This is a genomic window from Cupriavidus oxalaticus, assembly GCF_004768545.1.
In the GTDB taxonomy this organism is placed as follows: Bacteria; Pseudomonadota; Gammaproteobacteria; order Burkholderiales; family Burkholderiaceae; genus Cupriavidus; species Cupriavidus oxalaticus_A.
The window spans coordinates 192,431-215,742 of record NZ_CP038634.1; the positions used below are offsets into that span (position 1 = coordinate 192,431).

At 68.4% G+C, this 23,312-nt stretch carries 17 protein-coding genes and 1 pseudogene; 9 read left to right on the plus strand and 9 right to left on the minus strand.

What is annotated here, in order from left to right; all coding sequences use genetic code 11:
- The first annotated feature begins 7 nt into the window (after positions 1 to 7).
- Positions 8 to 892 carry an SDR family oxidoreductase gene (locus E0W60_RS00860; RefSeq protein ID WP_135702706.1) on the plus strand — a complete coding sequence of 295 codons (885 nt, stop codon included), beginning with the start codon at positions 8 to 10 and terminating at the stop codon, positions 890 to 892.
- Between the two features lie 9 nt (positions 893 to 901).
- Positions 902 to 2,053: an acyl-CoA dehydrogenase family protein gene (locus E0W60_RS00865; RefSeq protein WP_135702707.1), complete on the plus strand. Its 1,152-nt coding sequence runs from the start codon at positions 902 to 904 to the stop codon at positions 2,051 to 2,053.
- A gap of 53 nt (positions 2,054 to 2,106) precedes the next feature.
- Here the strand turns inward: E0W60_RS00865 and E0W60_RS00870 are convergent, their stop codons facing one another.
- The 6 genes from E0W60_RS00870 to E0W60_RS00895 are packed head-to-tail and all read right to left on the minus strand — an operon-like array spanning position 2,107 to position 10,699.
- The gene (locus E0W60_RS00870) at positions 2,107 to 3,105 is read right to left on the minus strand and encodes a tripartite tricarboxylate transporter substrate binding protein (RefSeq protein WP_135702708.1); all 999 of its coding nucleotides are present in this window, start codon (positions 3,103 to 3,105) and stop codon (positions 2,107 to 2,109) included.
- 31 nt (positions 3,106 to 3,136) lie between these two features.
- Positions 3,137 to 4,942: an acyclic terpene utilization AtuA family protein gene (locus E0W60_RS00875; RefSeq protein WP_135702709.1), complete on the minus strand. Its 1,806-nt coding sequence runs from the start codon at positions 4,940 to 4,942 to the stop codon at positions 3,137 to 3,139.
- Positions 4,939 to 6,954 (minus strand): acetyl-CoA carboxylase biotin carboxylase subunit, encoded by a 2,016-nt coding sequence (locus tag E0W60_RS00880; RefSeq protein ID WP_135702710.1) that lies wholly within the window; start codon positions 6,952 to 6,954, stop codon positions 4,939 to 4,941. The genes E0W60_RS00875 and E0W60_RS00880 overlap by 4 nt, the downstream gene beginning before the upstream one ends.
- A 53-nt stretch (positions 6,955 to 7,007) precedes the next feature.
- Entirely contained in the window at positions 7,008 to 7,853 is an 846-nt protein-coding gene (locus E0W60_RS00885; RefSeq protein ID WP_135702711.1) for an enoyl-CoA hydratase/isomerase family protein, read from the minus strand.
- A gap of 15 nt (positions 7,854 to 7,868) precedes the next feature.
- Positions 7,869 to 9,029, minus strand: coding sequence for an acyl-CoA dehydrogenase family protein (locus tag E0W60_RS00890; RefSeq protein WP_133094655.1), 1,161 nt, complete (start codon positions 9,027 to 9,029; stop codon positions 7,869 to 7,871).
- Positions 9,030 to 9,079: 50 nt separating this feature from the next.
- Positions 9,080 to 10,699, minus strand: a complete 1,620-nt coding sequence (locus E0W60_RS00895) for an acyl-CoA carboxylase subunit beta (protein ID WP_135702712.1) — start codon at positions 10,697 to 10,699, stop codon at positions 9,080 to 9,082.
- A gap of 131 nt (positions 10,700 to 10,830) precedes the next feature.
- Here E0W60_RS00895 and E0W60_RS00900 point away from each other — a divergent pair, with 131 nt between their 5' ends.
- Positions 10,831 to 11,568: an IclR family transcriptional regulator gene (locus E0W60_RS00900; RefSeq protein WP_135702713.1), complete on the plus strand. Its 738-nt coding sequence runs from the start codon at positions 10,831 to 10,833 to the stop codon at positions 11,566 to 11,568.
- Between the two features lie 549 nt (positions 11,569 to 12,117).
- Here E0W60_RS00900 and glnA read toward each other — a convergent pair.
- Complete coding sequence (gene glnA, locus E0W60_RS00905) at positions 12,118 to 13,593, minus strand: type I glutamate--ammonia ligase (RefSeq protein ID WP_133094652.1); 1,476 nt, start codon at positions 13,591 to 13,593, stop codon at positions 12,118 to 12,120.
- A 567-nt stretch (positions 13,594 to 14,160) separates the two neighbouring features.
- Positions 14,161 to 15,327: an acyl-CoA dehydrogenase family protein gene (locus tag E0W60_RS00910; protein WP_029048285.1), complete on the minus strand. Its 1,167-nt coding sequence runs from the start codon at positions 15,325 to 15,327 to the stop codon at positions 14,161 to 14,163.
- A 302-nt stretch (positions 15,328 to 15,629) separates the two neighbouring features.
- On the opposite strand from E0W60_RS00910, the gene E0W60_RS00915 reads away from it, so the two are divergent.
- From E0W60_RS00915 to E0W60_RS00940, 6 genes and pseudogenes are all read left to right on the plus strand, one after another.
- On the plus strand, positions 15,630 to 16,523 hold the full coding sequence (locus E0W60_RS00915; protein ID WP_135702714.1) for a MaoC/PaaZ C-terminal domain-containing protein: 894 nt from the start codon (positions 15,630 to 15,632) through the stop codon (positions 16,521 to 16,523).
- Positions 16,524 to 16,537: 14 nt separating this feature from the next.
- Positions 16,538 to 17,854 carry an acetyl-CoA hydrolase/transferase family protein gene (locus E0W60_RS00920; protein ID WP_135702715.1) on the plus strand — a complete coding sequence of 439 codons (1,317 nt, stop codon included), beginning with the start codon at positions 16,538 to 16,540 and terminating at the stop codon, positions 17,852 to 17,854.
- A gap of 46 nt (positions 17,855 to 17,900) precedes the next feature.
- Entirely contained in the window at positions 17,901 to 19,109 is a 1,209-nt protein-coding gene (locus E0W60_RS00925) for an acetyl-CoA C-acetyltransferase (RefSeq protein ID WP_133094649.1), read from the plus strand.
- A gap of 36 nt (positions 19,110 to 19,145) precedes the next feature.
- A pseudogene (locus E0W60_RS00930) lies at positions 19,146 to 19,268 on the plus strand (acyl-CoA dehydrogenase family protein); the annotation flags it as partial.
- Positions 19,269 to 19,339: 71 nt separating this feature from the next.
- Complete coding sequence (locus E0W60_RS00935) at positions 19,340 to 20,638, plus strand: CaiB/BaiF CoA transferase family protein (RefSeq protein WP_135702716.1); 1,299 nt, start codon at positions 19,340 to 19,342, stop codon at positions 20,636 to 20,638.
- Between the two features lie 89 nt (positions 20,639 to 20,727).
- Complete coding sequence (locus E0W60_RS00940) at positions 20,728 to 22,260, plus strand: class I adenylate-forming enzyme family protein (RefSeq protein WP_135702717.1); 1,533 nt, start codon at positions 20,728 to 20,730, stop codon at positions 22,258 to 22,260.
- Between the two features lie 39 nt (positions 22,261 to 22,299).
- Here E0W60_RS00940 and E0W60_RS00945 read toward each other — a convergent pair whose 3' ends face one another.
- Entirely contained in the window at positions 22,300 to 23,202 is a 903-nt protein-coding gene (locus tag E0W60_RS00945; protein ID WP_133094646.1) for a LysR substrate-binding domain-containing protein, read from the minus strand.
- Positions 23,203 to 23,312 lie beyond the last annotated feature (110 nt).

The window sequence follows — 23,312 nt, forward strand, 5'->3', positions numbered from 1 at the left end:
AGCCCGCATGCAATATCGATCCGTCTTCCACGCCGGCCTGTTCGCCGGCCGTACCGTGCTGGTCACCGGCGCCGGCAGCGGCATCGGCCGCTGCACCGCGCACGAGCTGGCCAGCCTGGGCGCGCGCGTGGCGCTGGCTGGCCGCAAGCTGGAAAAGCTGGAACAGGTCCGCGACGAAATCCTCGACGCCGAGCCCGACGCCGCAGACCGGCTGACGCTGCACAGTTGCGATATCCGCGACGAGGCGCAGGTGCGCGAGACCGTGGCCGCGGTGCTGGCGGCGCACGGCAGCATCGACGGCCTCTTCAACAACGCCGGCGGCCAGTTCCCGTCGCCGCTGCGCGACATCAGCCAGAAGGGCTGGGAAGCCGTGGTGCGCAACAACCTGACCGGCGGCTTCCTGGTGGCGCGCGAATGCTTCACGCAATGGATGGAAGCCAACGGCGGCGCCATCGTCAACATCATCGCCGACATGTGGAACGGCATGCCGGGCATGGGCCATTCGGGCGCGGCGCGCGCCGGCATGCTGTCGTTCACTGAAACGGCGGCGTGCGAATGGGCCGCCGCAGGCGTGCGCGTCAACGCCGTGGCGCCGGGATGGATCGCGTCCAGCGGCTTTGACACCTATCCGCCCGAATTCCAGGTCAAGATCCGCCAGCTGGCGCGCAAGGTGCCGCTGCAGCGGCTGGGCACCGAGGCCGAGGTCTCCGCGGCGGTGGTGTTCCTGCTGTCGCCGGCGGCGGCCTTCATCACCGGCTCGACCCTGCGCGTCGACGGCGGCGTGCCCAACGCCAAGCACACCTGGGCGCAGCCCCAGCACCAGCGCTCGCAGCCGTACAACGGCTTCCCGCTCTACACGCTGCCGCAATGCCTGGCGCCGTCCAACGAGTAAGCGAACACCATGACCCTGCAACCGCCCAACCCGCGCTACTACAGCGCGGACCATGAAGCATTCCGCGCCAGCGTGCGGCGCTTCTTTGAAAAGGAAGTCGCGCCCAATGCCGAGGCCTGGGACGAAGCCGGCAGCTTCCCGCGCGAGCTGTACCGCAAGGCGGCGCAAGCCGGCCTGCTGGCGCCCGGTTTTCCCGAGGAGTACGGCGGCGCGCCGTGCGATGCCTTCTACCGCATGATCCTGTTCGAGGAGCGCGCCTGGGGCGGCTCGGGCGGGATCGCCTCGGGGCTGTTCTCGCACACCATCGGCGCACCGCCGATCGCCGCGGTGGGCAGCGAGGCGCTGAAGGCGCGTGTGCTGCCGCAGATCCTGTCGGGCGAAAAGATTTCCGCGCTGGCGATCACCGATCCCGACGCCGGCTCCGACGTGGCCCGGCTGTCGACCAGCGCGCGCCGCGAGGGCGACCACTATGTCGTCAACGGCACCAAGCTCTATATCACCTCCGGCATGCGCGCCGACTACATCACCGTGGCCGTGCGTACCGGCGGCCCGGGTGCGGGTGGCGTGTCGCTGCTACTGATCGAAGGCGATACGCCGGGGCTGAGCCGGACGCCGCTGAACAAGATGGGCTGGTGGGCGTCCGACACCGCGCAGCTGTTCTTCGAGGACTGCCGCGTGCCGGTGGAAAACCTGGTCGGCGAGGAAGGCAAGGGCTTTGCCGCCATCACCCGCAACTTCAACCACGAGCGCCTGGCGCTGGCGGCGGCTGCCTGCGGCTATGCCCAGGTCTGCTTCCACGATGCGCTGGCGTGGGCGCGCGACCGCCATACCTTCGGCAAGCGGCTGGCCGACCACCAGGTGGTGCGCCACCAGCTGGTCGACATGGCCACGCGCATCGAATCCACGCGCGCCCTGCTCGACGACCTCGCCGCGCGGCTGGACGACGGCGCCGCGCCGGTGGCGCAGATTGCGATGGCCAAGAACATGGCCACGCGGACCTTCCAGTTCTGCGCGGACCGCGCGGTGCAATTGCTCGGGGGGATGGGCTATATGCGCGGCAGCCGCGTGGAGCGGCTGTATCGCGAGGTCAAGGTGATGATGATCGGCGGCGGCGCCGAGGAAATCATGAAGGACCTGGCGGCGAAGCAGTTGGGGCTTTAAACGCCTAGCGCCCGCGGCTTCTGCCGCGGGCGCTTTCCCTACGCAAGTCCTGCTTATTCCAGCTTCACCCCACTCTTCTTCACCACCTCGCCCCAGCGCACCGCTTCCGTCCTGATAAAGGCCTGGAACTGCTCGGGCTTGCCGCCGACCGGATCGATACCGTAGTCGATCAGCCGCGCGCGCACGTCCGGCTGCTGCAGCACCGCGTCCATGTCCGCCGACAGCTTTGCCAGCACCGCCGGCGGCGTCTTGGCCGGCGCCAGCAGGCCGATCCAGCTGCCAGCCGTCACCGCCGGGAAGCCGGCCTCGGCCATGGTCGGCACCTCCGGTGCGGCTGGCCAGCGCGTCGGGCTGGTAATCGCCAGCGCGCGCACCTTGCCAGCCTTCACCTGCGGCATCATGGTCTGCACCGAATCGAAGATCACCGCGACCTGCCCGGAAAACAGGTCGGGCAATGCCGGCGAGATGCCCTTGTACGGCACATGCGTCATCTTCATGCCGACCGCCTGCGCGAGCAGTTCTCCCGCCAGGTGCGCGCCGGAGCCGGTGCCGCTGGACGCAAAGGTCATCTTGTCCGGATTGGCCTTGCCCCAGCCAACCAGTTCCTTAACGGTGGTCGGCGGCAGCTGTGCGCTGCCGACCAGCAGCAGCGGGATCCGGCCGATCATGCTGACGCCGGTCAGGTCCTTGACCGGGTCATAGCTCATCTTGCCGTACAGGCTCGGGTTGATCGCGTGGGCGGCGACCACGACCAGCAGCGAATAGCCGTCCGGCGCCGATCTGGCGACGTTTTCCGAGCCGATCATGCCGTTGGCGCCGGCACGGTTTTCGACCACCACGGGCTGGCCGATGCGCTCGGACAGTTTCTGCATGACCAGCCGCGTCACGGCGTCGGACACGCCGCCAGGCGTATACGGCACCACCACGCGGAGCGGCCGGTTCGGATAGGCGTCGCCCTGCGCCATGGCCGGGATTGCGCCAGCGAGGCTGCTGGCGAGCAGGCTTAGCGTCAGCAGCCGGCGGACAAGCGGGTTGCGCATGGATCGGGTCATGTGTCTCCTCCTTGGTCAGTGTTGGCCGGGTCTATGCCCAGCTGCGCGGTACGGAAAGCGGGAAATCAAGCAGCATCTGCGCATAGCTCTTGCCCAGCGGGTCGGAGCGCAGGCTGGCCACGCCGCCGCCGCCCAGCGCGCCATGCATCAGGAAGTTCAGCGCATGCAGGCCGGGCACGTCGAAGCGCTCGACCTGTCCCACCACCAGGTGGGCAAAGTACGCGCGCACGGCCTGCGGCGTCAGCTGTTCGCGCAGCAGCGCCAGGTACTCCGGCTTGCGCGCGATCACGCCGATGTTCTCGTCGTCGCCCTTGTCGCCGCTGCGCGCGTAGGCAAGGATGACCAATGGCCGTTGAACGCGCGGTTCGTCGGGCACCGGCGGCAGTGGCGGGCCATCGACCACGGCGGGCGCCTCGGGTGCGACGCTGGCTGCCGCATCAGGCAGCGCGATCACGCTGCCCTCGAATTCCACGCGCATCGGCACGTCGGCCTTGGGCACCAGGAAGGAGAACACCTTCACCACCGGCTGGATATCGACACGCCCCGCAAACGAGGATCGCGTCCCGGCCGCCATCGACGTTCCCGCCGACGAGCATTCGCGCTGCAGGAAGCTCAGGCCCCGCGCCTGCGGATGGCGCGCGCCGATGCGCAGCACCACCTCGCGCGTCGGCAACTCGCGCGCATGGGCGCCGTATTGCGATTCGCAGCCCAGCAGCTCGACCACGGTGTCGGTGTAGTCGGGCATGCCACGTTCGGCCAGCATGGCGCGGGTGCGCGCCAGCAGCGCCTCGGCGGTGCGCCGCGCCTTGGCCGGGGCGTCGATGCCGCGGATCGCCATCATCAGGCTGATCTGGAAGCCGTCCTGCCAGGTGGCGTTGCCCTTGTAGTGGGTGCCGGGCGCCCTGCCGCGCGCGCCAGCCACGCGCACGCGGCCCGGCCCGACCAGCTCGGTACGCACCATGCGGAAGTCGCAGGTCACGTCCGGCATCAGGTAGCTAGCGGGGTCGCCCACCTCGTACAGCACTTGCTCTGCGACCGCGGCGGGGTCGACCAGCCCGCCGGTGCCGTCCGGCTTGCTCAGCTCGAAACTGCCGTCGTGCGCGCAGTCGATCACCGGGTAACCCATCCGGTCCCAGCCGGGCACGCGCTCCCAGTCGGTGAACAACCCGCCGGTGGCCTGCGCGCCGCACTCGATCACGTGGCCCGCCAGCGTGCCGGCGGCAAGGCGGTCCCAGTCGGTCCAGTCCCAGCCGAACTCGTGCGCCAGCACCCCGACCACCACGGCGCTGTCGACGCAACGCCCGGCGATGACGATATCGGCGCCCAGCGCCAGCGCGCGGGCAATGCATTGCGCGCCGGTGTAGGCGTTGGCCGACCACGGCTCGGTGGTCGGCACCGGCGCCCCGGCAAGGTCGGTCAGCCCGTCGGCGCACCATTGCGCGAAGCGGGGCTGCACGTCGTCGCCGGTGACCACGGCGATGCGCGGCTTCAGGCCCTGCTGCGCGGCCACCTTGAGCAGCGCGTCGCGGCAGGCTGCCGGGTTGAGGCCGCCGGCGTTGGCGACCACGCGGACGCCGCGCCGCAGGATTTCGGCAAGGTTGGGCGCCATCGCTGCCTGCACGAAATCGGTGGCATAGCCCAGCGCCGGGTCCTTGGCGCGGGCGCGCGCCAGGATCGACATGGTGGTCTCGGCCAGGTAGTCGTAGACCAGGTACTGCAGGCGGGGCACGGACAGCAGCTGCGGCGTGGCAATCGCGGAATCGCCCCAGAAGCCGGAGGCGCCGCCGATGCGAACGGTCTTGCCGGTGTGTGTCGCGGTATTTGCCAGTTCGCTCATGCCGGCTCCTTCGCCACCACATCGGCTTCGACGCGCGCCAGCAGCGAGCCGGCGCTGGCCTGCCCGCCGGCGCGCGCGGCCAGTTCAGCGACCACGCCGGAAAACGGCGCAGCGATGGTGTGCTCCATCTTCATTGCCTCCAGCACCACCAGCGGCTGGCCGGCCTCCACACGCTCGCCCTCGGCCACGTGGACCGCGACGATGCGCGCCGTCAGCGGCGCCTGCAGGACCCCGCCGGCTTCACCGGCATCGCGGCGGCGGCGCGGGTCGTGCAGAGGGAACTGCCAGGCGCGGCCGGACTGGAACAGGTGCAGCACCTGCTTGTCGGCGGCGAACACCAGCGGATAGGCCACGCCGTCGCACTCGACCAGGGCCGTGCCGCTGTCGCCGTCGGCGCGTAGCACGCGCAGCGCGCAGGCAACCGGTTCCTGGCCGGGTTGCTGATCACTTTCGCGCTGCCGCAGCATCACGCGCCAGCCGTCGGCGGCAACGCGCAAGGTCGCTTCCCACGCCGCGCCGGCCGCGTACAGCACCACGCTGGCGGCGGCGCGCGCGAGCGTGGCCGGCTTGCCGTTGTCGCCGAGCAGCCCGGACGCGGCCAGCGCGGCGCTCGCCATCACTGACAGTGGCGGCAGCGGCGCCTGCAGCGCGCCCTGCATATGCGCATCGACGAAGCCGGTGTGCACGTCGTTGCCGGCAAAGGCCGGATGCGCGAGGCAGTCGGCCAGGAAGCCCTGGTTGCTCGGCACGCCCAGCAACGCGCAGTCTTCCACCGCGCGCAGCAGCTTGCGGCGCGCTTCCTCGCGGTCGGCGCCGCGGGCAACCAGCTTGGCGACCATCGAGTCGTAATGCGTCGGGATGGCCCGGCCCTCTTCCAGCGCATGGTCGACGCGCACGTCGCGGCCGGCGGCGGGCGGGCGCCAGCGCAGCAGCGGCCCGCCCTGCGGCAGGAAGCCGGCGGGCACGTCTTCGGCGGTCAGGCGGACCTCGATGGCATGGCCGTCGAGCTTCACCTGCTCCTGCGTCACCGGCAGCGGCTCGCCCGCCGCCACGCGCAACTGCCATTCGACCAGATCGAAACCGGTGATGGCTTCGGTCACCGCATGCTCGACCTGCAGGCGCGTGTTCATCTCCATGAAGTAGAAGTTGCCGTCGGCATCGAGCAGGAACTCCATGGTGCCGGCCCCGACATAGCCGATCGACCTTGCCGCGCGGACCGCGGCCTCGCCCATGCGCGCGCGCAGCGCCGGGCTGACCGCGGGCGACGGCGCCTCTTCGATGACCTTCTGGTGGCGGCGCTGCACCGAGCAGTCGCGCTCGCCCAGGTGGATGACATGGCCCTGCGTATCGGCGAAGACCTGGATCTCCACATGGCGCGGCGCGATCACGGCGCGCTCCAGGATCAGCTCGTCGGAGCCGAACGCGGCCGCGGCCTCGGAGCGCGCGCTGGCCAGCGCGATGGGCAGCGCCGCCGCCTCGCGCACCAGCCGCATGCCGCGCCCGCCGCCGCCGGCCGCGGCCTTCACCATCAACGGAAAGCCGATCGCGCCGGCTTCGGCCAGCAGCGTGGCGTCGTCCTGCGCCGCGCCCTGGTAGCCCGGCACGCAGGGCATGTCGGCGGCCAGCATCAGGCGCTTGGCCTCGGCCTTGTTGCCCATGGCGCGGATCGCCCCGGCGGGCGGGCCGACGAAGACCAGGCCCGCCGCCACCACGGCCTCGGCAAAGCCCGCGTTCTCGGCCAGGAAGCCGTAGCCCGGGTGGATGGCATCGGCACCGCTGGCACGGGCGGCCTCGATGATGGCAGGGATGTTGAGGTACGACTCGCGCGGCGCGGCGGCGCCGATGCAGACCGCGCGGTCCGCGAACGCCACGTGCGGGCTGTGGCGGTCGGCCTCGGAGTAGACGGCCACGGTGGCCAGCCCAAGGCGGCGCGCGGTGCGCATGATGCGCACCGCGATCTCGCCGCGGTTGGCGACGAGCAGCGTATGGAAGGGTCGGCTGGTTGCAGACATGTGGGAATCCTTTGAATTACCGGAAATTGGCAGGCGGCAGCCCTCAGTTCAGCTCAGCTCGGCGACTGCGCTGCGCGCACGGCATCGGCATCGAAGCGCACGGTCCAGCTCGCGTCACGCTTCTCGCGGAAGGCCGCCACGCCTTCGGCGCCTTCGCTGCGCATGCACTGGGCGAAAAGCCGCGAGGCTTCGTCCAGCAGCGGTCCCGCCGGCTCCTGGCCGCAGCGGCTGACCAGCGTCTTGAACACGCGGTTGGCATTGGGGGCGCAGCGGCCGATGCGCGTCAGCCATTCGGCGACCAGCGCGTCCAGCTCGGCGCTGTCGGCGGCCAGCTGGTCGACCAGCCCGATCGCCACCGCTGCCTCTCCGCCGATGCGCTCGCCGGTCAGGCCCAGGCGGCGCGTGGCCGCCGCGCCGATGCGCTGCACCACGAACGGCGCGATCTGCGCGGCGATGATGCCGAGCGTGGTTTCCGACAGCGCGAAACGCGCATCCCGCGTGGCCAGCACGATGTCGGCGGCGCACGCCAGGCCCATGCCGCCGCCCATTGCAGCGCCATCCACGGCGGCGATGACCGGCACCGGCAATGCGCCCAGCCGCTGCATGAAATAGCCGAATTCCCGGTTGCGCGTGGCGACCGGGTCTTCCCGGCTGGCTTCGGCATCGAGCCGCGCCTGGAAGTTGCCGACATTGCCGCCGGCACTGAACATGCCGCCGGCGCCGCGCAGCACCAGCGCGCGCACCTCGGGGCCGGCTTCGGCCTGCTCGACCGCCGCCGCCAGCGCGGCAACGACCTCGGGCGCCAGCGCATTGCGCGTGGCCGGGATATTGAGGGTGGCGAACAGCACGCCGCCGGCGCGGCGTACGATCACGGATTCGGTTTGCGTTGGGTCGGTCATGGCGCCTCCTGCCTGTCAGCCGCGCGACATCAGGCCCATCTGCTTGGCGATGACCTGCAGCATCACTTCGTCCGCGCCGCCGCCGATCGAGCCCAGGCGGAAGTCGCGGTACGCGCGCGATGCATGGTTGTCCCACGTGTAGCCCATGCCGCCCTGGAACTGCATGCACCAGTCGGCCACCTCGCGCGACAGGCGCCCGGCCTTGAGCTTGGCCATCGACGCCAGCTCGACCACGTCGCCGCCGGCGATATAGGTCTGCGTGGCCAGGTAGACCAGCGCGCGCAGCGCTTCCATTTCGGTCTTCAGCTCGGCCAGCTTGAACTGGATGAACTGGTTGTCCAGCAGCGGCTTGCCGAAGGCGATGCGCTGGCGCAGGTACTCGGCGGTTTCCTCGATCAGCGCGGTGCAGGCGAGCCGGCGCGCCGCGCCGTTCAGCCGCTCTTCCTGGAATTGCTTCATCTGGTAGATAAAGCCCATGCCCTCCTCGCCGATGCGGTTGCGTACCGGCACGCGCACTTCGTCAAAGAAGATCTGCGCAGTGTCCGAGCACCACATGCCGAACTTCTTGATCTTCTGCACTTCCACGCCGCGCACGCGCTTGCCGTCTTCCTTGATCGGCACCACGATCAGCGACTTGTTCTTGTGCACGGGCCCGTCGGAAGTGTTGCACAGCAGGCAGATCCAGTCCGACTGGGTGCCGTTGGTGATCCACATCTTGGAGCCGGAGATGACATAGTCGTCGCCGTCGCGCACCGCGCGCGTCTTGAGCGAGGCCACGTCGGAACCCGCGCCCGCCTCGGACACCCCGATCGAGCACACCATGTCGCCGGCGATGGCGGGCGCCAGGTAGTTGCGCTTCAGTTCATCGGAGCCGAACGCAGTCAGTGCCGGCGTGGCCATGTCGGTCTGCACGCCCACGCCCATGCCGACGCCTTGTGCGCGCGCATACCCGAGCGCCTCGGCGGCGGCAACGGCATAGGAGAAGTCGAGCCCCATGCCGCCATACTCCACCGGCTTGGTGATGCCGAGGAAGCCGAGGTTGCCCATCTTCTTGAACAGCTCGTGCGCCGGAAACACCTCGGCGGCTTCCCATTCGTCGACGAAGGGATCGATCTCCGCCGAGACGAAGCGGCGGATGCTGTCCATGATGTTGCGGTGGTCTTCGGTGTAAAGCATGCTGGTCTCCCGGATTTCGTTGCGTTCTGGTTGTCTGGAGGCGGCGGCGCTCAGAAGCGCCCGACGCCGAACTGGATGGCATGCGGCCGGCGCAGCGCCGCCTCGCGCGCGGTGACCAGCACGAAGGCGAGCACGGCGCGCGTGTCGCGCGGATCGATCACGCCGTCGTCGAGCAGCAGCCCGCTGGTGACGAATGCGCTCGCCTGCCGCTCGAAGTTGGCGACGATCTCGGCGGTCTGGCCGGCCAGCTGCGCCTCGTCGACCGGCTTGCCCTTGCGCGCCGCCTGCTGGCGCGCCACGATCTCCAGCGTCATGGCGGCCTGCTCGCCGCCCATCACCGCGGTGCGCGCGTTCGGCCACGAAAAGCAGAAGCGCGGCTTGAAGCCCCTCCCGCACATGCCAAAGTTGCCCGCGCCGAACGAGGCGCCACAGTACAGCGTAATCTGCGGCACCCTGGAGTTGGACAGCGCCTGGATCATCTTGGCGCCGTGCTTGATCATGCCGGCCTCTTCCGACGCGCGCCCGACGATAAAGCCGGTGGTGTTCTGCAGGAATACGATCGGCGTGCCGGACTGGTTGCACAGCTGGATGAACTGCGCGGCCTTGGTTGCGCCGGCGGGATCGATCGGGCCGTTGTTGGTGATCAAGCCCACGGTATTGCCCTCGATGCGGGCATGGCCGCACACCGTGCCGGGGCCGTAGTCGGGCTTGAACGGCAGCCACGCCGAATCGTCGACGATGCGCGCGATCACCTCGCGCATGTCCACCGGGCGCTTCATGTCGAGCGTCATGACGCCGTCCAGTTCCGACGGGTCCAGCCGCGGCGGGCGCGCCGGCTGTGCTGGCTGGGGCTCCACACGGGGCCAGTCCAGGCTGGCGACGATGTCGCGCGCGGTGGCGATGGCGTGCTCGTCGTCTTCCGCAAGGTATTCGGCCAGGCCGGTGGCGGTGGCATGCAGGTCGGCGCCGCCCAGTTCCTCGTCAGTGGCGATCTCGCCGGTGGCGGCCTTCAGCAGCGGCGGCCCGGCCAGGAAGGCGCGGGCGCGGCTGCGCACCATCACCACGTAGTCGGACAGGCCGGGCATGTAGGCGCCGCCCGCCGTGGACGAGCCGTGCACGACCGTGATTACCGGCAGCCCGGCCGCCGACAGCCGCGCCAGGTTGTAGAAGATGGCGCCGCCGCGCACGAACTTGTCGACGCGGTACTTGCGCAGGTTGGCGCCGGCCGACTCCACCAGGTGGATGAAGGGCAGCCGGTTTTCCAGCGCGATTTCCTGGCAGCGCACCAGCTTCATGTTGCCGGCCTCGGTCATGGCGCCGGCATCGATGCCGGAATCGGTGGCGAGCACCATGCAGCGCACCCCGCACACGAAGCCGATGCCGGCCACCAGCGAGCCGCCGGGCACCGAGGTCTCCGGATCGGGATCGTCCATGCAGAAGCCCGCCAGCGTGGACAGCGGCAGGAACGGCGCCCCCGGGTCGAGCAGGCGGCCGACGCGCTCGCGCGGCAGCAGCGCGCCACGCTTTGCAAAGGCGGGCCGCGAGCGCTCGGACGCGGCCACGGCGCGCTGCTCCAGGCCGTGCAGGCGGTCGATCAGTGCCTGCATGCCGGCGCGCTGGCCGGCGAAGGTGTCGGAGGACGGGTCAATGCGGGATTCGATGGAGATCATGGCGCGTGCCTGTGGTTCCGTGATGGATGGATTGCAAACCACGGCGCACGGCGCGACAACCGCAATCGCTCAGATTGTGCATAATGTGCACAATCTGCCGAACCAGCGCGGCGCCGCCGGCGCATCCAGCCATGCCCCCCAGATCCCCTGCCCCCGGCGGCGTCCAGAGCCTGGCGCGCGCCTTCACCCTGCTGCAGTTGCTGGCCGAACACCATGACGCCGGGCTGGCGCTGCCCGACCTTGCCGCCATGGCCGGCATCGACCGCACCACCGCCCACCGCATGGCGCGCTTCCTGGAAGCCGGCGCGTATATCGAGCGCGAATCGGCCGGCAAGCGCTATCACCTCGGTACCGCGGCGATGGCGCTCGGGCTGCGCGCGATGAACCGGCCGCCGCCCAACAGCGCCCTCGTCAGCAAGATGAAGGCACTGGCGCGGCTGACCGGCGACGCGGTCTTCCTGATCGTGCGCATCGGCGACCATGGTCATTGCCTGCATACCGAGGAAGGCAGCCATCGCATCAAGACCTTCCACATGCTGACCGGCACCTCGCGCCTGCTGGGCCAGGGCACCGGCAGCATGGCGCTGCTGGCCAAGATGGACAACGACGCGGTCCGCGCGCACTACGAACGCCACCGCGCCGAGTACGAAGCCGGCGGCCTCAGCCTGCTCCGGCTGATGCGCGGCGTCGAGCGCAGCCGCAAGCTGGGCTACGCGCTGGCCGGCGCGGAAGGCGTGGCGGGCGTGGGCTACGCCCTGCCGCTGGCAATGGGCGCGGAGGCGGCCATCAGCATCGTTTCGACTGCGTCGCGGATGTCGGCGGCACGCCGGCATGAAATGGGCGGGATCATCGTGGCGATGTTCGCGTAGCAAGGATGAAGCGGCGCGGCCGCGCGAACCCCCGGCTTTGCGCGACCTGTTGCCGCACTGAGCGGCCGCCCGCCTCGGTTTTGAAACGCGCCTCTGTCAGAGGCCGCACAGAGCCGCACCACGTCGGCGGCGTTCAATGGTGACGCAAGCAGAGATACGCAAGAACGCGCCCGCCGCCCTGGCATCGGCCGGGCCAGGCCGCCTTCACTGGAAGGCGGAATCAGTCCAGGTGCCAGAACAATAAATTCCCCCGCCGGCCAGAGGGAGGGTCGGCATTCCAGGCCACGCCCCGACGTCGGAGCGTGGCTTTTTTTTGTTTTGCCGGAGGGTGGACCAGGTCACGCGCGCCAGCATCATCGCGCCATATCTGTCGCTGGTCATGCAGCTCGATGCTTCGGTCATCGCCGCGCGGTGCCGGGGTAACGGGTGCGGATGGCGATGCCACCAGCATGGGATACCGGGGCCAGACGGATCTTCCGGAGGTGCAAGCGGCCCATCAGCCGGTAGAATTTCGTTGCCACCAGCAAACGCCAGAGCCGTGCGCAGTGATCAGATGTCGAAGTACAGATAGAACTCCCACGGGTGCGGGCGTAACTTCAATGTATCGATCTCGTGCGTGCGCTTGTAGTCAATCCAGGTCCTGATCAGGTCTTCAGTAAAGACATCTCCCTTTCGCAGGAATGCAGAATCGGATTCCAGTGCGGAAAGCGACTCTTCGAGAGAACCTGGAACCTGCCGGATGCCGGCGGCTTCCTCCGGTGGCAGATCATAGATGTTCTTGTCGAGCGGGTCGCCGGGGTCCGTCTGGTTTTCAATACCGTCAAGGCCGGCAAGCAGCATTGCCGAGAAGGCGAGATAGGCATTGGCCGACGGGTCAGGGCAGCGGAATTCAACGCGCCTGGCGCTTGGGGAATCAGAAACCATTGGAATCCTGGCGGCGGCAGATCGGTTGCGCTGCGACATGGCCAGATTGACAGGCGCCTCGTATCCGGGCACCAGTCGCTTGTAGGAGTTTGTGCTCGGCGCACAGAACGCCATCAGGGCGGGGGCGTGCCTGAGCAAGCCGCCTATGTACCACCGGCACATCTGGGACGTCTGCGCCCAGCCATTCTCGTCGTAGAAGAGGTTCTCGTCGCCGCGCCAGAGGCTTTGGTGGCAATGCATGCCGCTCGCGTTGTCGGCAAACAGGGGCTTAGGCATGAATGTGGCGACCTTGCCGTGGCGGCGTGCAACATTCTTGCAGAAGTACTTATACATCATCACGTTGTCCGCCATTCGGGTCAGCGGTGCAAAGCGCATGTCGATCTCATTCTGGCCCGCCGTGGCTACCTCATGGTGATGCACCTCGACCCGGACGCCAGCCTGCATCAGCGCGAGTACGATTTCGGAGCGGATATCCTGCAGCGTATCGCTTGGCGGCACGGGAAAATATCCTCCCTTGTAGTGCTGCTTGTACCCAAGATTGCCTCCGCCATAGGCGCCTTCGTCACGGCCGGAGGCCCATTCGCCTTCGGCGGATTCGACATGGTAGTAGCCAGAGTGCTGGTCCTGGCCGAAGCGAATGGAGTCGAAAATGAAAAACTCCAGTTCGGGGCCAATGTAGCAAACCGTGGCAAGACCGGTTTGCTGGAGATAAAGCTCCGCCTTTCTCGCAATGTGGCGCGGATCGCGCGAATATGGCTGGTGCAGGACAGGGTCCAGCACGTCGCAGATCAGGACCAGCGTTGGTGCCGTACAAAACGGATCGATGAATGCCGTGGCCGGGTCAGGCCTGACCAGCATGTCGGATTCGTGTATTTGCTGGAACCCACGAATGGACGACCCGTCGAACCCGATGCCGGCTGAGAATAAATCGTCATTGACTTCCGGCAGCGTGATTGAGAAGTGCTGCCACACGCCGGGCAAGTCCGTGAACCTGAGGTCAATGACCTGGATCGCATGCTCCTTGATCAGAGCGATGACTTCACCGGGGTTTTGCGGCGGTGCAACGTGATAGCTGCCGGGTTCTATTGAGACCGTGCTCATAAGCGCCTCCGTCGTCTGACCCCGGAGCATAGTCCAACATTAGCCTGTCAGGTTCCGATTGCAAAGTGCCTCGCGAACCGTGCAGGCATCTCCGATGCGGCCCCATGTGTGAAATCCGCGCTCTCACCAGCCAGATCGCCGCAATACGGAAACCTGGAAGCAGGTGTTGGGAATGGATCAGTGCGGCTCGCGGAGCACTCGGCAAATCGTCGTCCTGGCAATGGTAGCTGTCACCTTTGGCTACACTGAACGCACTCCGCGCAAAGAGGGCCGCTCCATGCCAGACACGTTCATCTTCAACCGGTACCGCACCTGGCGCTGCCGGCCAGGCCATGCGTTTTGTATTGCACTGCTTGCGGCAGCCGTGGCTGGATGTGAAGCCCCGCCTCGCGATACTTCCATGACTCCGCCGCCGCCACGCTTGCCGATTGCGGCTGGCGACGAGGTATATCCGGCGCCCGGCACGGCGCGCGACACCCGCCCTGCAACGCCCACCCGCTAGCGGAGTCGCGCCGCGCCGGCCAGCTTGCAAAAGCCGGCGCGCAAGCGCGCCGGCCCCCCGCCCGCTCAGAACGAGCGCGGCAGGCCGAGAATATGTTCCGCGACGTACGAGTAGATCAGGTTGGTCGAGATCGGCGCGACCTGGTACAGGCGCGTCTCGCGGAACTTGCGCTCGACGTCGTATTCGCACGCAAAGCCGAAGCCGCCGTGGAACTGCAGGCAGGCGTTGCCGGCTTCCCAGCTGGCCTTGGCCGCCAGGTACTTGGCCATATTGGCCTGGGCGCCCATCGGCTCGTGCTTGTCGAACAGTTCGCAGGCCTTCCAGCGCATCAGGTTGGCGGCTTCCAGCTCGATGAAGGACTCGGCGATCGGGAACTGCACGCCCTGGTTCTGGCCGATGGGGCGGCCGAAGACTTCGCGCTCGCTGACGTACTTGGTGACGCGGTCCATGAACCAGTAGCCGTCGCCGATGCACTCGGCGGCAATCAGGGTGCGCTCGGCGTTGAGGCCGTCGAGGATGTACTTGAAGCCCTTGCCCTCTTCGCCGATCAGGTTTTCCTCGGGGATTTCCAGGTCTTCGAAGAACAGCTCGTTGGTCTCGTGGTTGACCATGTTCGGGATCGGCCGCACGGTCAGGCCCTTCTTCTGCGCTTCGTGCAAGTCGACCATGAAGATGGACATGCCTTCGCTCTTCTTCTTCACGTCGGCCAGCGCGGTGGTGCGCGCCAGCAGGATCATGAAGTCGCTGTGCTGCACGCGGCTGATCCACACCTTCTGGCCGTTGACGACATAGCGGCCGTCCTTCTTGACCGCCGAGGTCTTGATCTTGGTGGTGTCCGTGCCGGTGGTGGGCTCGGTTACGCCCATCGACTGCAGGCGCCATTCGCCCGAGGCGATCTTCGGCAGGTACTTTTCCTTCTGCGCCTGGGAGCCGTGGCGCAGCAGCGTGCCCATGTTGTACATCTGGCCGTGGCAGGCACCGGAGTTGCCGCCGCTGCGGTTGATTTCTTCCATGATGACCGAGGCTTCGGTCAGGCCCAGGCCGGAACCGCCGTACTCTTGCGGGATCAGTGCTGCCAGCCAGCCGGCCGCGGTCAGTGCATTGACGAAGGCTTCGGGGTAGGCGCGCTGCTCGTCGACCTTGCGGAAGTACTCATCCGGGAATTCGGCGCAAAGCGCGCGCACGGCATCGCGGATTTCTTGGTAGTTGTTCGATTGGGTCTGTTCGATCATGGCGCGTCGTTGGCTTGGGTACGGACGAAATTGCGGACGGAGTTTGCGGCGCATCGGTCCCACGGAATGCCCGCGGCGACCGCCGATGTTGTCTTGGCCGCAATGGTCGCTGCGATCGCCGCCCCGGGCAATCAACCATTGCGAAAGCGCGCCTTCCACTGCGCTTAAGGCCGGCATCCGGGGCCGCCGAGTGCCGTTTTCGCGAACGCCGAAGCCGACCATTGGCATTGTCAAATAGCGCAAAACCCACTTTGGCGACATCCTCACGGCTATCTCCTGATGAAGACATAGGACCCCCGGACATGGCAGTGAGCTACCAGCACCTCAAGCAGCGACCATTCGCCCCCGTACGCCAGCGCTATACCGAGCGCGACACCATGCTGTACGCACTCAGCCTGGGGCTGGGCAACGATCCGCTGGATGCGGCCGCCCTGCCCTTCGTGTTCGAGGGCGCCGCGGGCGGGCTGCGCACGCTGCCGTCGCAAGCCGTGGTGCTGGGCTATCCGGGCTTCTGGGCGCGCGAGGCCGATACCGGCATCGACTGGGTCAAGCTGCTGCACGGCGAGCAGCGCATGCGGCTGCACCGCCCGCTGCCGGCCAGCGCCGACATCGTCGGCAACAACCGCATCACGCACCTGACCGACAAGGGTGAAGGCAAGGGCGCGATCATGGTGACCGAGCGCCGGCTCGAAACGGCGGACGGCGAGTTGCTGGCGACGGTGCAGCAGGTCAGCTTCCTGCGCGGCGATGGCGGCTACAGCCAGCGCGACGGCGGCCAGCCCAGCGACGAGCCGCTGCCCGCATTGCGCCCCACGCCGGAAGACCGCGCGCCGGACTTCACCGACGCGCAGGCAATCCGCCCCGAGGCCGCGCTGCTGTATCGCCTGATGGGCGACTTCAACCCGCTGCATGCCGACCCGGAAGTTGCCAGGGCCGCAGGCTTCGAGCGTCCGATCCTGCACGGCCTGGCCAGCTACGGGCTGGTCGCGCATGCGCTGGTGCGCCAGTGCGCGGACCACGATCCCGCCCGCCTGCGCGCGCTGGATATCCGCTTCACCGCGCCGGTGTTCCCGGGCGAGACGCTGGTCACCGAGATCTGGCGCACGCCGGACAATCCTAACCACTTCCGGTTACGCGCACGCGTGGCCGAGCGCGACAAGGTAGTGCTCAGCCATGGCTGGGCCGAGATCGCCTGAGCCTGCACCGCCCAATGCATCCTGCTACCGTGGATAACAACGAACTTGGCGCCGCGCTGCAGGCACTGCTGCGCCCCGGCGACCATATCTGGTGGGGCCAGGCCACCGCCGAGCCGCTGACGCTGACGCGCGCGCTGGTCGGGCATCGCCACGCGCTGGCCCGGGGCAGCCGGCTGAGCGTGTTTGTCGGCATCGGCCAGTCAGACACGCTGCAGCCGGCGCAGGCCGACGTGATCGATTTCTTCGGCTATGCCGCCAGCGGTCCGCATCGCGCGCTGGCCAAGGCCGGCGTGCTGGACATCGTGCCCAGCCATTACTCGCATCTGCCTGGCCTGATCCGCCAGGGCGCGCTGCGCGCCGACGTGGTGCTGGTGCAGGTGTCGCCGCCCGACGAGGAAGGCCGCTACAGCATGGGCCTGGTGCATGAGTACATTCCGGCGGCGCTGGACCGGGCCCGCGTGATCGTGGCCGAGGTGAACCCCGACGTGCCGTGGACCTATGGCAGCCGCCATCTCACCGCGGACGAGATCGACCTGCTGGTCGATGCCGCGCATCCACCGATCAGCCTGGACCGCGGCGCCCCCGGCGCGGCGGAGCAGGCGATCGCGCGCCATATCGCCGGCTGGGTCGAGGACGGTGCCACGCTCCAGATGGGCATCGGCAACCTGCCCGAGGCCGTGGTGGCCGCGCTGCACGACCGCCGCGACCTGGGCCTGCACAGCGGCGCGGTGGGCGACGGCATTGCCGCGCTGGCCGAGGCCGGCGTGCTGACCAACGCGCGCAAGACTATCGATACCGGCATCGGCATCGGCGGCATCCTGATGGGCAGCGAGCGGGTGCGCCGCTGGGCCCATCGCAACCCGAAGCTGCAACTGCGCGAGACCAGCTACACGCATCATCCCGAAGTGCTGGCCAGCATCGACAAGCTCACGGCGATCAATTCTGCGATCGAGGTCGACCTGACCGGACAGGTGAATGCCGAAGTGGCGGCGGGCGTCTATGTCGGCGCCGTGGGCGGCGCGGTCGACTTCCTGCGCGGCGCCGCGCGCAGCCGCGGCGGCCTGCCCATCGTCGCCCTGCCCGCGACCGCCAAGGGCGCCAGCCGCATCGTGGCGCAGCTGTCCGGGCCGGTCAGCACGCCGCGCTCGGATGCCGGCCTGATCGTCACCGAACACGGCGTCGCCGACCTGCGCGGCCAGACCCTGTCGCAGCGCGTGCGCCGCATGCTGGACATCGCCGCCCCCGAACACCGCGAGGACCTGGAGCGCCAGGCCCACGCCCTGCTGCGCCAGTGCGGCGCGGTTTTCGTTGCCACGGCGAGCATGGCCTGACCGGGCGCCTGCCTCGCTACCCAACAGAATTTCCAAGGAGACTTCCATGCGCCGAGCCGCAATCGTCACCCCCCTCCGTACTCCCGTCGGCACCTTCGGCGGCAGCCTGCGCCCCGTGTCCGTCGAGGAACTGGCCGCCACCACCGTGCGCGCCGTGGTCGAACGCAGCGGCATCGACCCCGCCCGCATCGATGACGTGGTCTTTGCCCAGTCCTACGCCAACAGCGAAGTGCCCTGCGTGGGCCGCTGGGCCGCGCTGCAGGCCGGCCTGCCGGTTGAAGTGCCGGGCATGCAGCTGGACCGCCGCTGTGGCGGCGGCCTGCAGGCCATCGTCACGGCGTCGATGATGGTGCAGAGCGGCGCTGCCGACGTGGTCATTGCCGGCGGCGTCGAGAGCATGAGCAATATCGAGTACTACACCACCGACATGCGCTGGGGCTCGCGCTCGGGCAACGTCAAGTTCTACGACCGCCTCGACCGCGGCCGCGAGCGTTCGCAGCCGGTCGAGCGCTTCGGCAAGATCTCCGGGATGATCGAGACCGCCGAAAACCTCGCGCGCGACTACGGCATTACGCGCGAGCGGGCCGACGCCTTCTCCGTGCGCAGCCACGAACGCGCCGCGGCCGCTTGGGAAGCCGGCCGCTTCGACGCCGAGATCGTGCCGGTGCAGGTGCCGCAGCGCAAGGGCGACCCGGTCACGTTCGCGCGTGACGAGGGCTTCCGCCCCGGCACCTCGATGGAAAGCCTGGGCAAGCTGCGCGCGCTGATGCCCAACGGCACCGTCACCGCCGGCAATGCCAGCCAGCAGAACGACGCGTCCGCCGCCTGCCTGATCGTGGCCGAAGACAAGCTGGCCGAGCTTGGCCTGACCCCGATGGCGACGCTGGTGGGCTGGGCGGCAGCGGGCTGCGAGCCGTCGCACATGGGCATCGGCCCGGTTCCGGCGGTGAAGAAGCTGCTCAAGCGCCTGAACCTGACGCTGGACCAGATGGACCTGGTGGAGCTGAACGAAGCCTTTGCCTGCCAGGTGCTGGCCGTGCTGAAGGGCTGGGAATGGAACGACCAGGACGCGATCGAGCAGAAGCTCAACGTCAACGGCTCGGGCATCTCGCTGGGCCACCCGATCGGCGCCACCGGCGTGCGCATCCTGGCCACGCTGCTGCACGAACTGCAGCGCCGTGGCGGCCGCTATGGCCTGGAGACCATGTGCATCGGCGGCGGCCAGGGGATCGCCGCGGTGTTCGAGCGCTGCTGATCGCATGCACCGTCGTCGAGCCGTCGTCCCTGCAGTTCCGGCTATATTTCCGAGTTCGGCATCGAGCGCTTCTACCGCGACGTGCGCCTGTTCCGGCTGTATGAAGGCACCACGCAGATCCAGCAGGTCATCATCGCCCGCAACATGATTTGCGAGGCGCCGCGCTGCCGATATGCCCCCACGCTGCCCGCACCGCGACGGGCAGCAACGACGCAACCGCCACGATTTCCATGACCGATTCCGCCGCCAATTCCCTTCCCGAACTGCCCCCCCCTTCGCCGCGCACGGGCGCGCTGAGCCACCTGCGCGTGCTCGACCTGTCGCGCGTGCTGGCCGGGCCGTGGTCCACCCAGAACCTGGCGGACATGGGCGCCGACGTCATCAAGATCGAAAAGCCCGGCGAAGGCGACGACACCCGCCACTGGGGCCCGCCGTTCCTGTCGGGCGACGATGGCGTGCCCACGCGGCAGGCGAGCTATTTCACCGCGGCCAACCGCAATAAGCGCTCGGTCACCGTGGACATGTCCAAGCCCGAAGGCCAGGCACTGATCCGCGAACTGGCCCGCCACAGCGACGTCGTGGTGGAGAACTTCAAGACCGGCGGCCTCAAGCGCTATGGCCTGGACTACGAGAGCCTGAGCGCGGTCAATCCGCGCCTGGTCTACTGCTCGGTAACGGGCTTCGGCCATACCGGGCCGTATGCGGCCCGCCCCGGCTACGACCTGCTGATCCAGGCCATGAGCGGCCTGATGAGCATCACCGGCCATGCCGACAGCGAACCCGGCGGCGGCCCGATGAAGGTGGGCGTGGCGGTGATCGACCTGTTCACCGGCATGTACGCCACCACCGCGATCCTGAGTGCGCTCGAAGCGCGCCACTACACCGGCCGCGGCCAGCATATCGACATCGCGCTGCTTGACGTGGCGATGGCCGTGCTCGCCAACCAGGGCGCGGGCTTTCTCAATGCCGACGACGTACCGCGCCGCCAGGGCAATATCCACCCGAGCGTGGTGCCCTACCAGGACTTCCCCACCGCCGACGGCAACATGCTGCTGGCGATCGGCAACGACGGCCAGTTCGCGCGCTTCTGCGAGGCCGCGGGCGTGGACTGGGCCCGCGACGAGCGCTATGCCACCAACACCGGCCGCGTCAACAACCGCAAGGTGCTGATCGCGATGATGATGGAGCTGACGCGCACCCGCACCACCGCCGAATGGGTCGCGCTGCTCGAAGCCAATTCGGTGCCGTGCGGCCCGATCAACAATATCGCCCAGGCGTATGCCGACCCCCATGTGCAGTCGCGTGGGCTGCGCATCGAGCAGTCGCGCTATCCGGGCGCGCAGCCGCCTGCGGACCAGAGCGTCAATCGGGTCGTCACCGCCGCCAGCCCGCTGCGCCTGTCGGAGACGCCGCCCACGCTGCGCTATGCCCCGCCGGCGCTGGGCCAGCACACCGAGGAAGTGCTGCGCGACTACCTGAAGCTGGACGCGAAGCAGGTTGAAGCACTGCGCACCAGGGGCGTAGTGTAAGCCGATTGCAGCGCAATTGCCGCGCACATACACTGGCGTCGTCCGGTTTGCCGGACGGTTTTCTACCCCGCACAAGGACTTTCCGCGCGATGCCCCCGGACCGAGCCAACCCGCAACGGATCAGCGATATCCCCCGCCACTGGGCCGCCGAGGCCCCAGACCGCGCGGCCGTTTTCGAGGACGGCCGCATCGTGACCTTCGCGCGGCTGTGGCAGGGCATCGAGGCTGCACAAGGCTACCTGCAGGCGCAAGGCGTCGGCACCGGCGACCGGGTGCTGGTCGTGGCGGAGAACTGCCTGGCCGTGATCACGCTGGTGTTCGCGCTGTCCGAACTGGGCGCATGGCCGGTGGTGGTCAACGCGCGCCTGTCGGAGCGCGAGATCGAGGAGATCCGCTCGCACTGCCAGCCCCGGCTGATGCTCTTTACCCACGGTGCCTCGCCCGACGCGCTGCGGCACGGCGTGCGCCACCGTGCCCGCGAAATCGCGCCGGCCGGACTCGGCCCGCTGATGGCCAGCGCCGCCGACAGCGCCAGCGAACGCGAGCCCGAAGCCGTGGCACGCGAGGTCGCCGTGCTGATCTACACCTCCGGCACCACCGGGCAGCCCAAGGGCGTGATGGTGACGCACCGCGGCCTGCTGCACTTTGCCCGTGTCACGGTGGAATCGCGCCGCATGCAGCCGGATGACTGCGCCTATGCGGTCATGCCGATGTCGCATGTGTTCGGACTGGGCACGCTGCTGGTGTCGACCTTCCAGGCCGGCGCCAGCCTGTACCTGAGCGCGCGCTTCAACGCGGCGGACGTCATCGCGGCAATCCGGCAAGGGGCGATCACGCTGCTGCAGGGCGTGCCGACCATGTTCGGCCGCATCCTCGCGCATGTGCGTGCGAGCGGCATGCCGCTGGCGCCCTCACCCAGGCTGCGCTACCTGTACACCGGCGGCGGACCGCTCGACCCGACGCTCAAGCAGGAAGTCGAAGCGATGTTCGGCCAGCCGCTGCACCATGGCTACGGCATGACCGAGTACGCGGGCTCGCTGTTCGTCACGCGCGTGGACCGCCCGCGCGGCGATTGCTCGGCGGGTGAGATCGTGGAAGGCGCCGAACTGCGGGTGGTCGGCCCCGACGGCCAGCCCGTGCCGGCCGGCGAGCCCGGCGAGCTGTGGGTCAGGGGCCCCGGTGTCATGCGCGGCTACTACCGCGCACCGGCGCTGACCGCCGAGGCGCTGCGCCCCGGCGGCTGGCTCAACACCGGCGACCTGGGCCGGCTGGGGCCCGACGGCGCGCTGTTCATCGTGGGCCGGACCAAGGACCTGATCATCCACTCTGGCTTCAACGTCTATCCGATCGAGGTCGAATCGGTGATCAACACGCATCCGTCGGTGCGCGTGTCGGCGGTGGTCGGCCAGCCGGCCGCGGACGGCAACGAGCAGGTGATTGCCTTTGTCGAGATCAAGGACGGCGAGAAGTTCGATGCGCAGGCGCTGCACGACTACCTAGTCGACCGCCTGTCGCCGTACAAGCGCCCGGAAAAGATCCTGCGCGTCGCCAGCATCCCGACCACGGCCAGCGGCAAGCTGCTCAAGCACCAGCTCAAGCAGATGGTTTCGCAGCAGAATTAGCGGTGGCGATAACGGTGGCGATAGCGGCAGCGGCGGCGCTCAGTCCTGCCGCCCGAGTCCGTCCTCGACGAGCAGGTCGACCAGCTTGCGCGCGAACAGCGGCAATGCGCCCACATCCGCCACGCACACCTGCAGCTTGCGCTCGGCCCATTCGTCGTTGAGCTGGACGATGCGCAGCGCCATCGTGCCGGCGTGCCGCGCAGCCGTGCTCTCGGGCAGCACGCCGACGCCGACATTGGCCTCGATCATGCGGCAGGCGGTCTCGAAGTTGCTGACCTGGACGCGCCAGCGCAGCTCGCGCTGCAGGTCGGCCGCGGCGCGCTTGAGGAAGTTGTGGATGGCGCTGGCTTCCGGCAGGCCGATAAAGTCGTAGTCGAGCGTATCGATGAAATCCACGGTGTCGCGCTCGGCCAGCGGATGGCTCAGTGCGGTCGCAAGCACGAGCCGGTCGCGCCGGTAGGGCATGACCTCCAGCCCTTCGGTGCGCACATTGCCCGCGATGATGCCGATATCGACCATCCCCTCCTGCACCGCACGCACGATGTCCGGGCTGAGCCGCTCCTGCATGTCGATGGTGACGTCGGGATTGCTGACCAGGTAGGTGCGCAGCACCGCGGGCAGGAACTCGCTCATCGCCGTGGTGTTGGCAAAGACGCGCACATGGCCCTTCACGCCGGCCACGTATTCCTGCAGATCGCCGCTGAGCTGCTCCAGCTGGCGGATCACGCGGCGCGCGTGCGCCAGCAGGGTCTCGCCGGCACCGGTGACCTTCACGCCCTGGCTGCTGCGGCTCAGCAGCTTGACGCCGACATACTCTTCCAGGTTCTTGATGCGGGTACTGGCCGCGGCCAGCGACAGGTGGGAACGCTGCGCGCCGCCGGTCAGGCTCTGGGCCTCGGCAATATGCGTGAACAGTTTCAGATCGACCAGATCAAAGCGCATTACGTCGTTCCCTAGCGTGGTACGGGATTATCGCGCAAAGGCGGCGCCCGTACACGACGCCGGTGCGAATGCCGCACCGCCGGGGCGAATATCGCCCAGCGTTGGCGCCT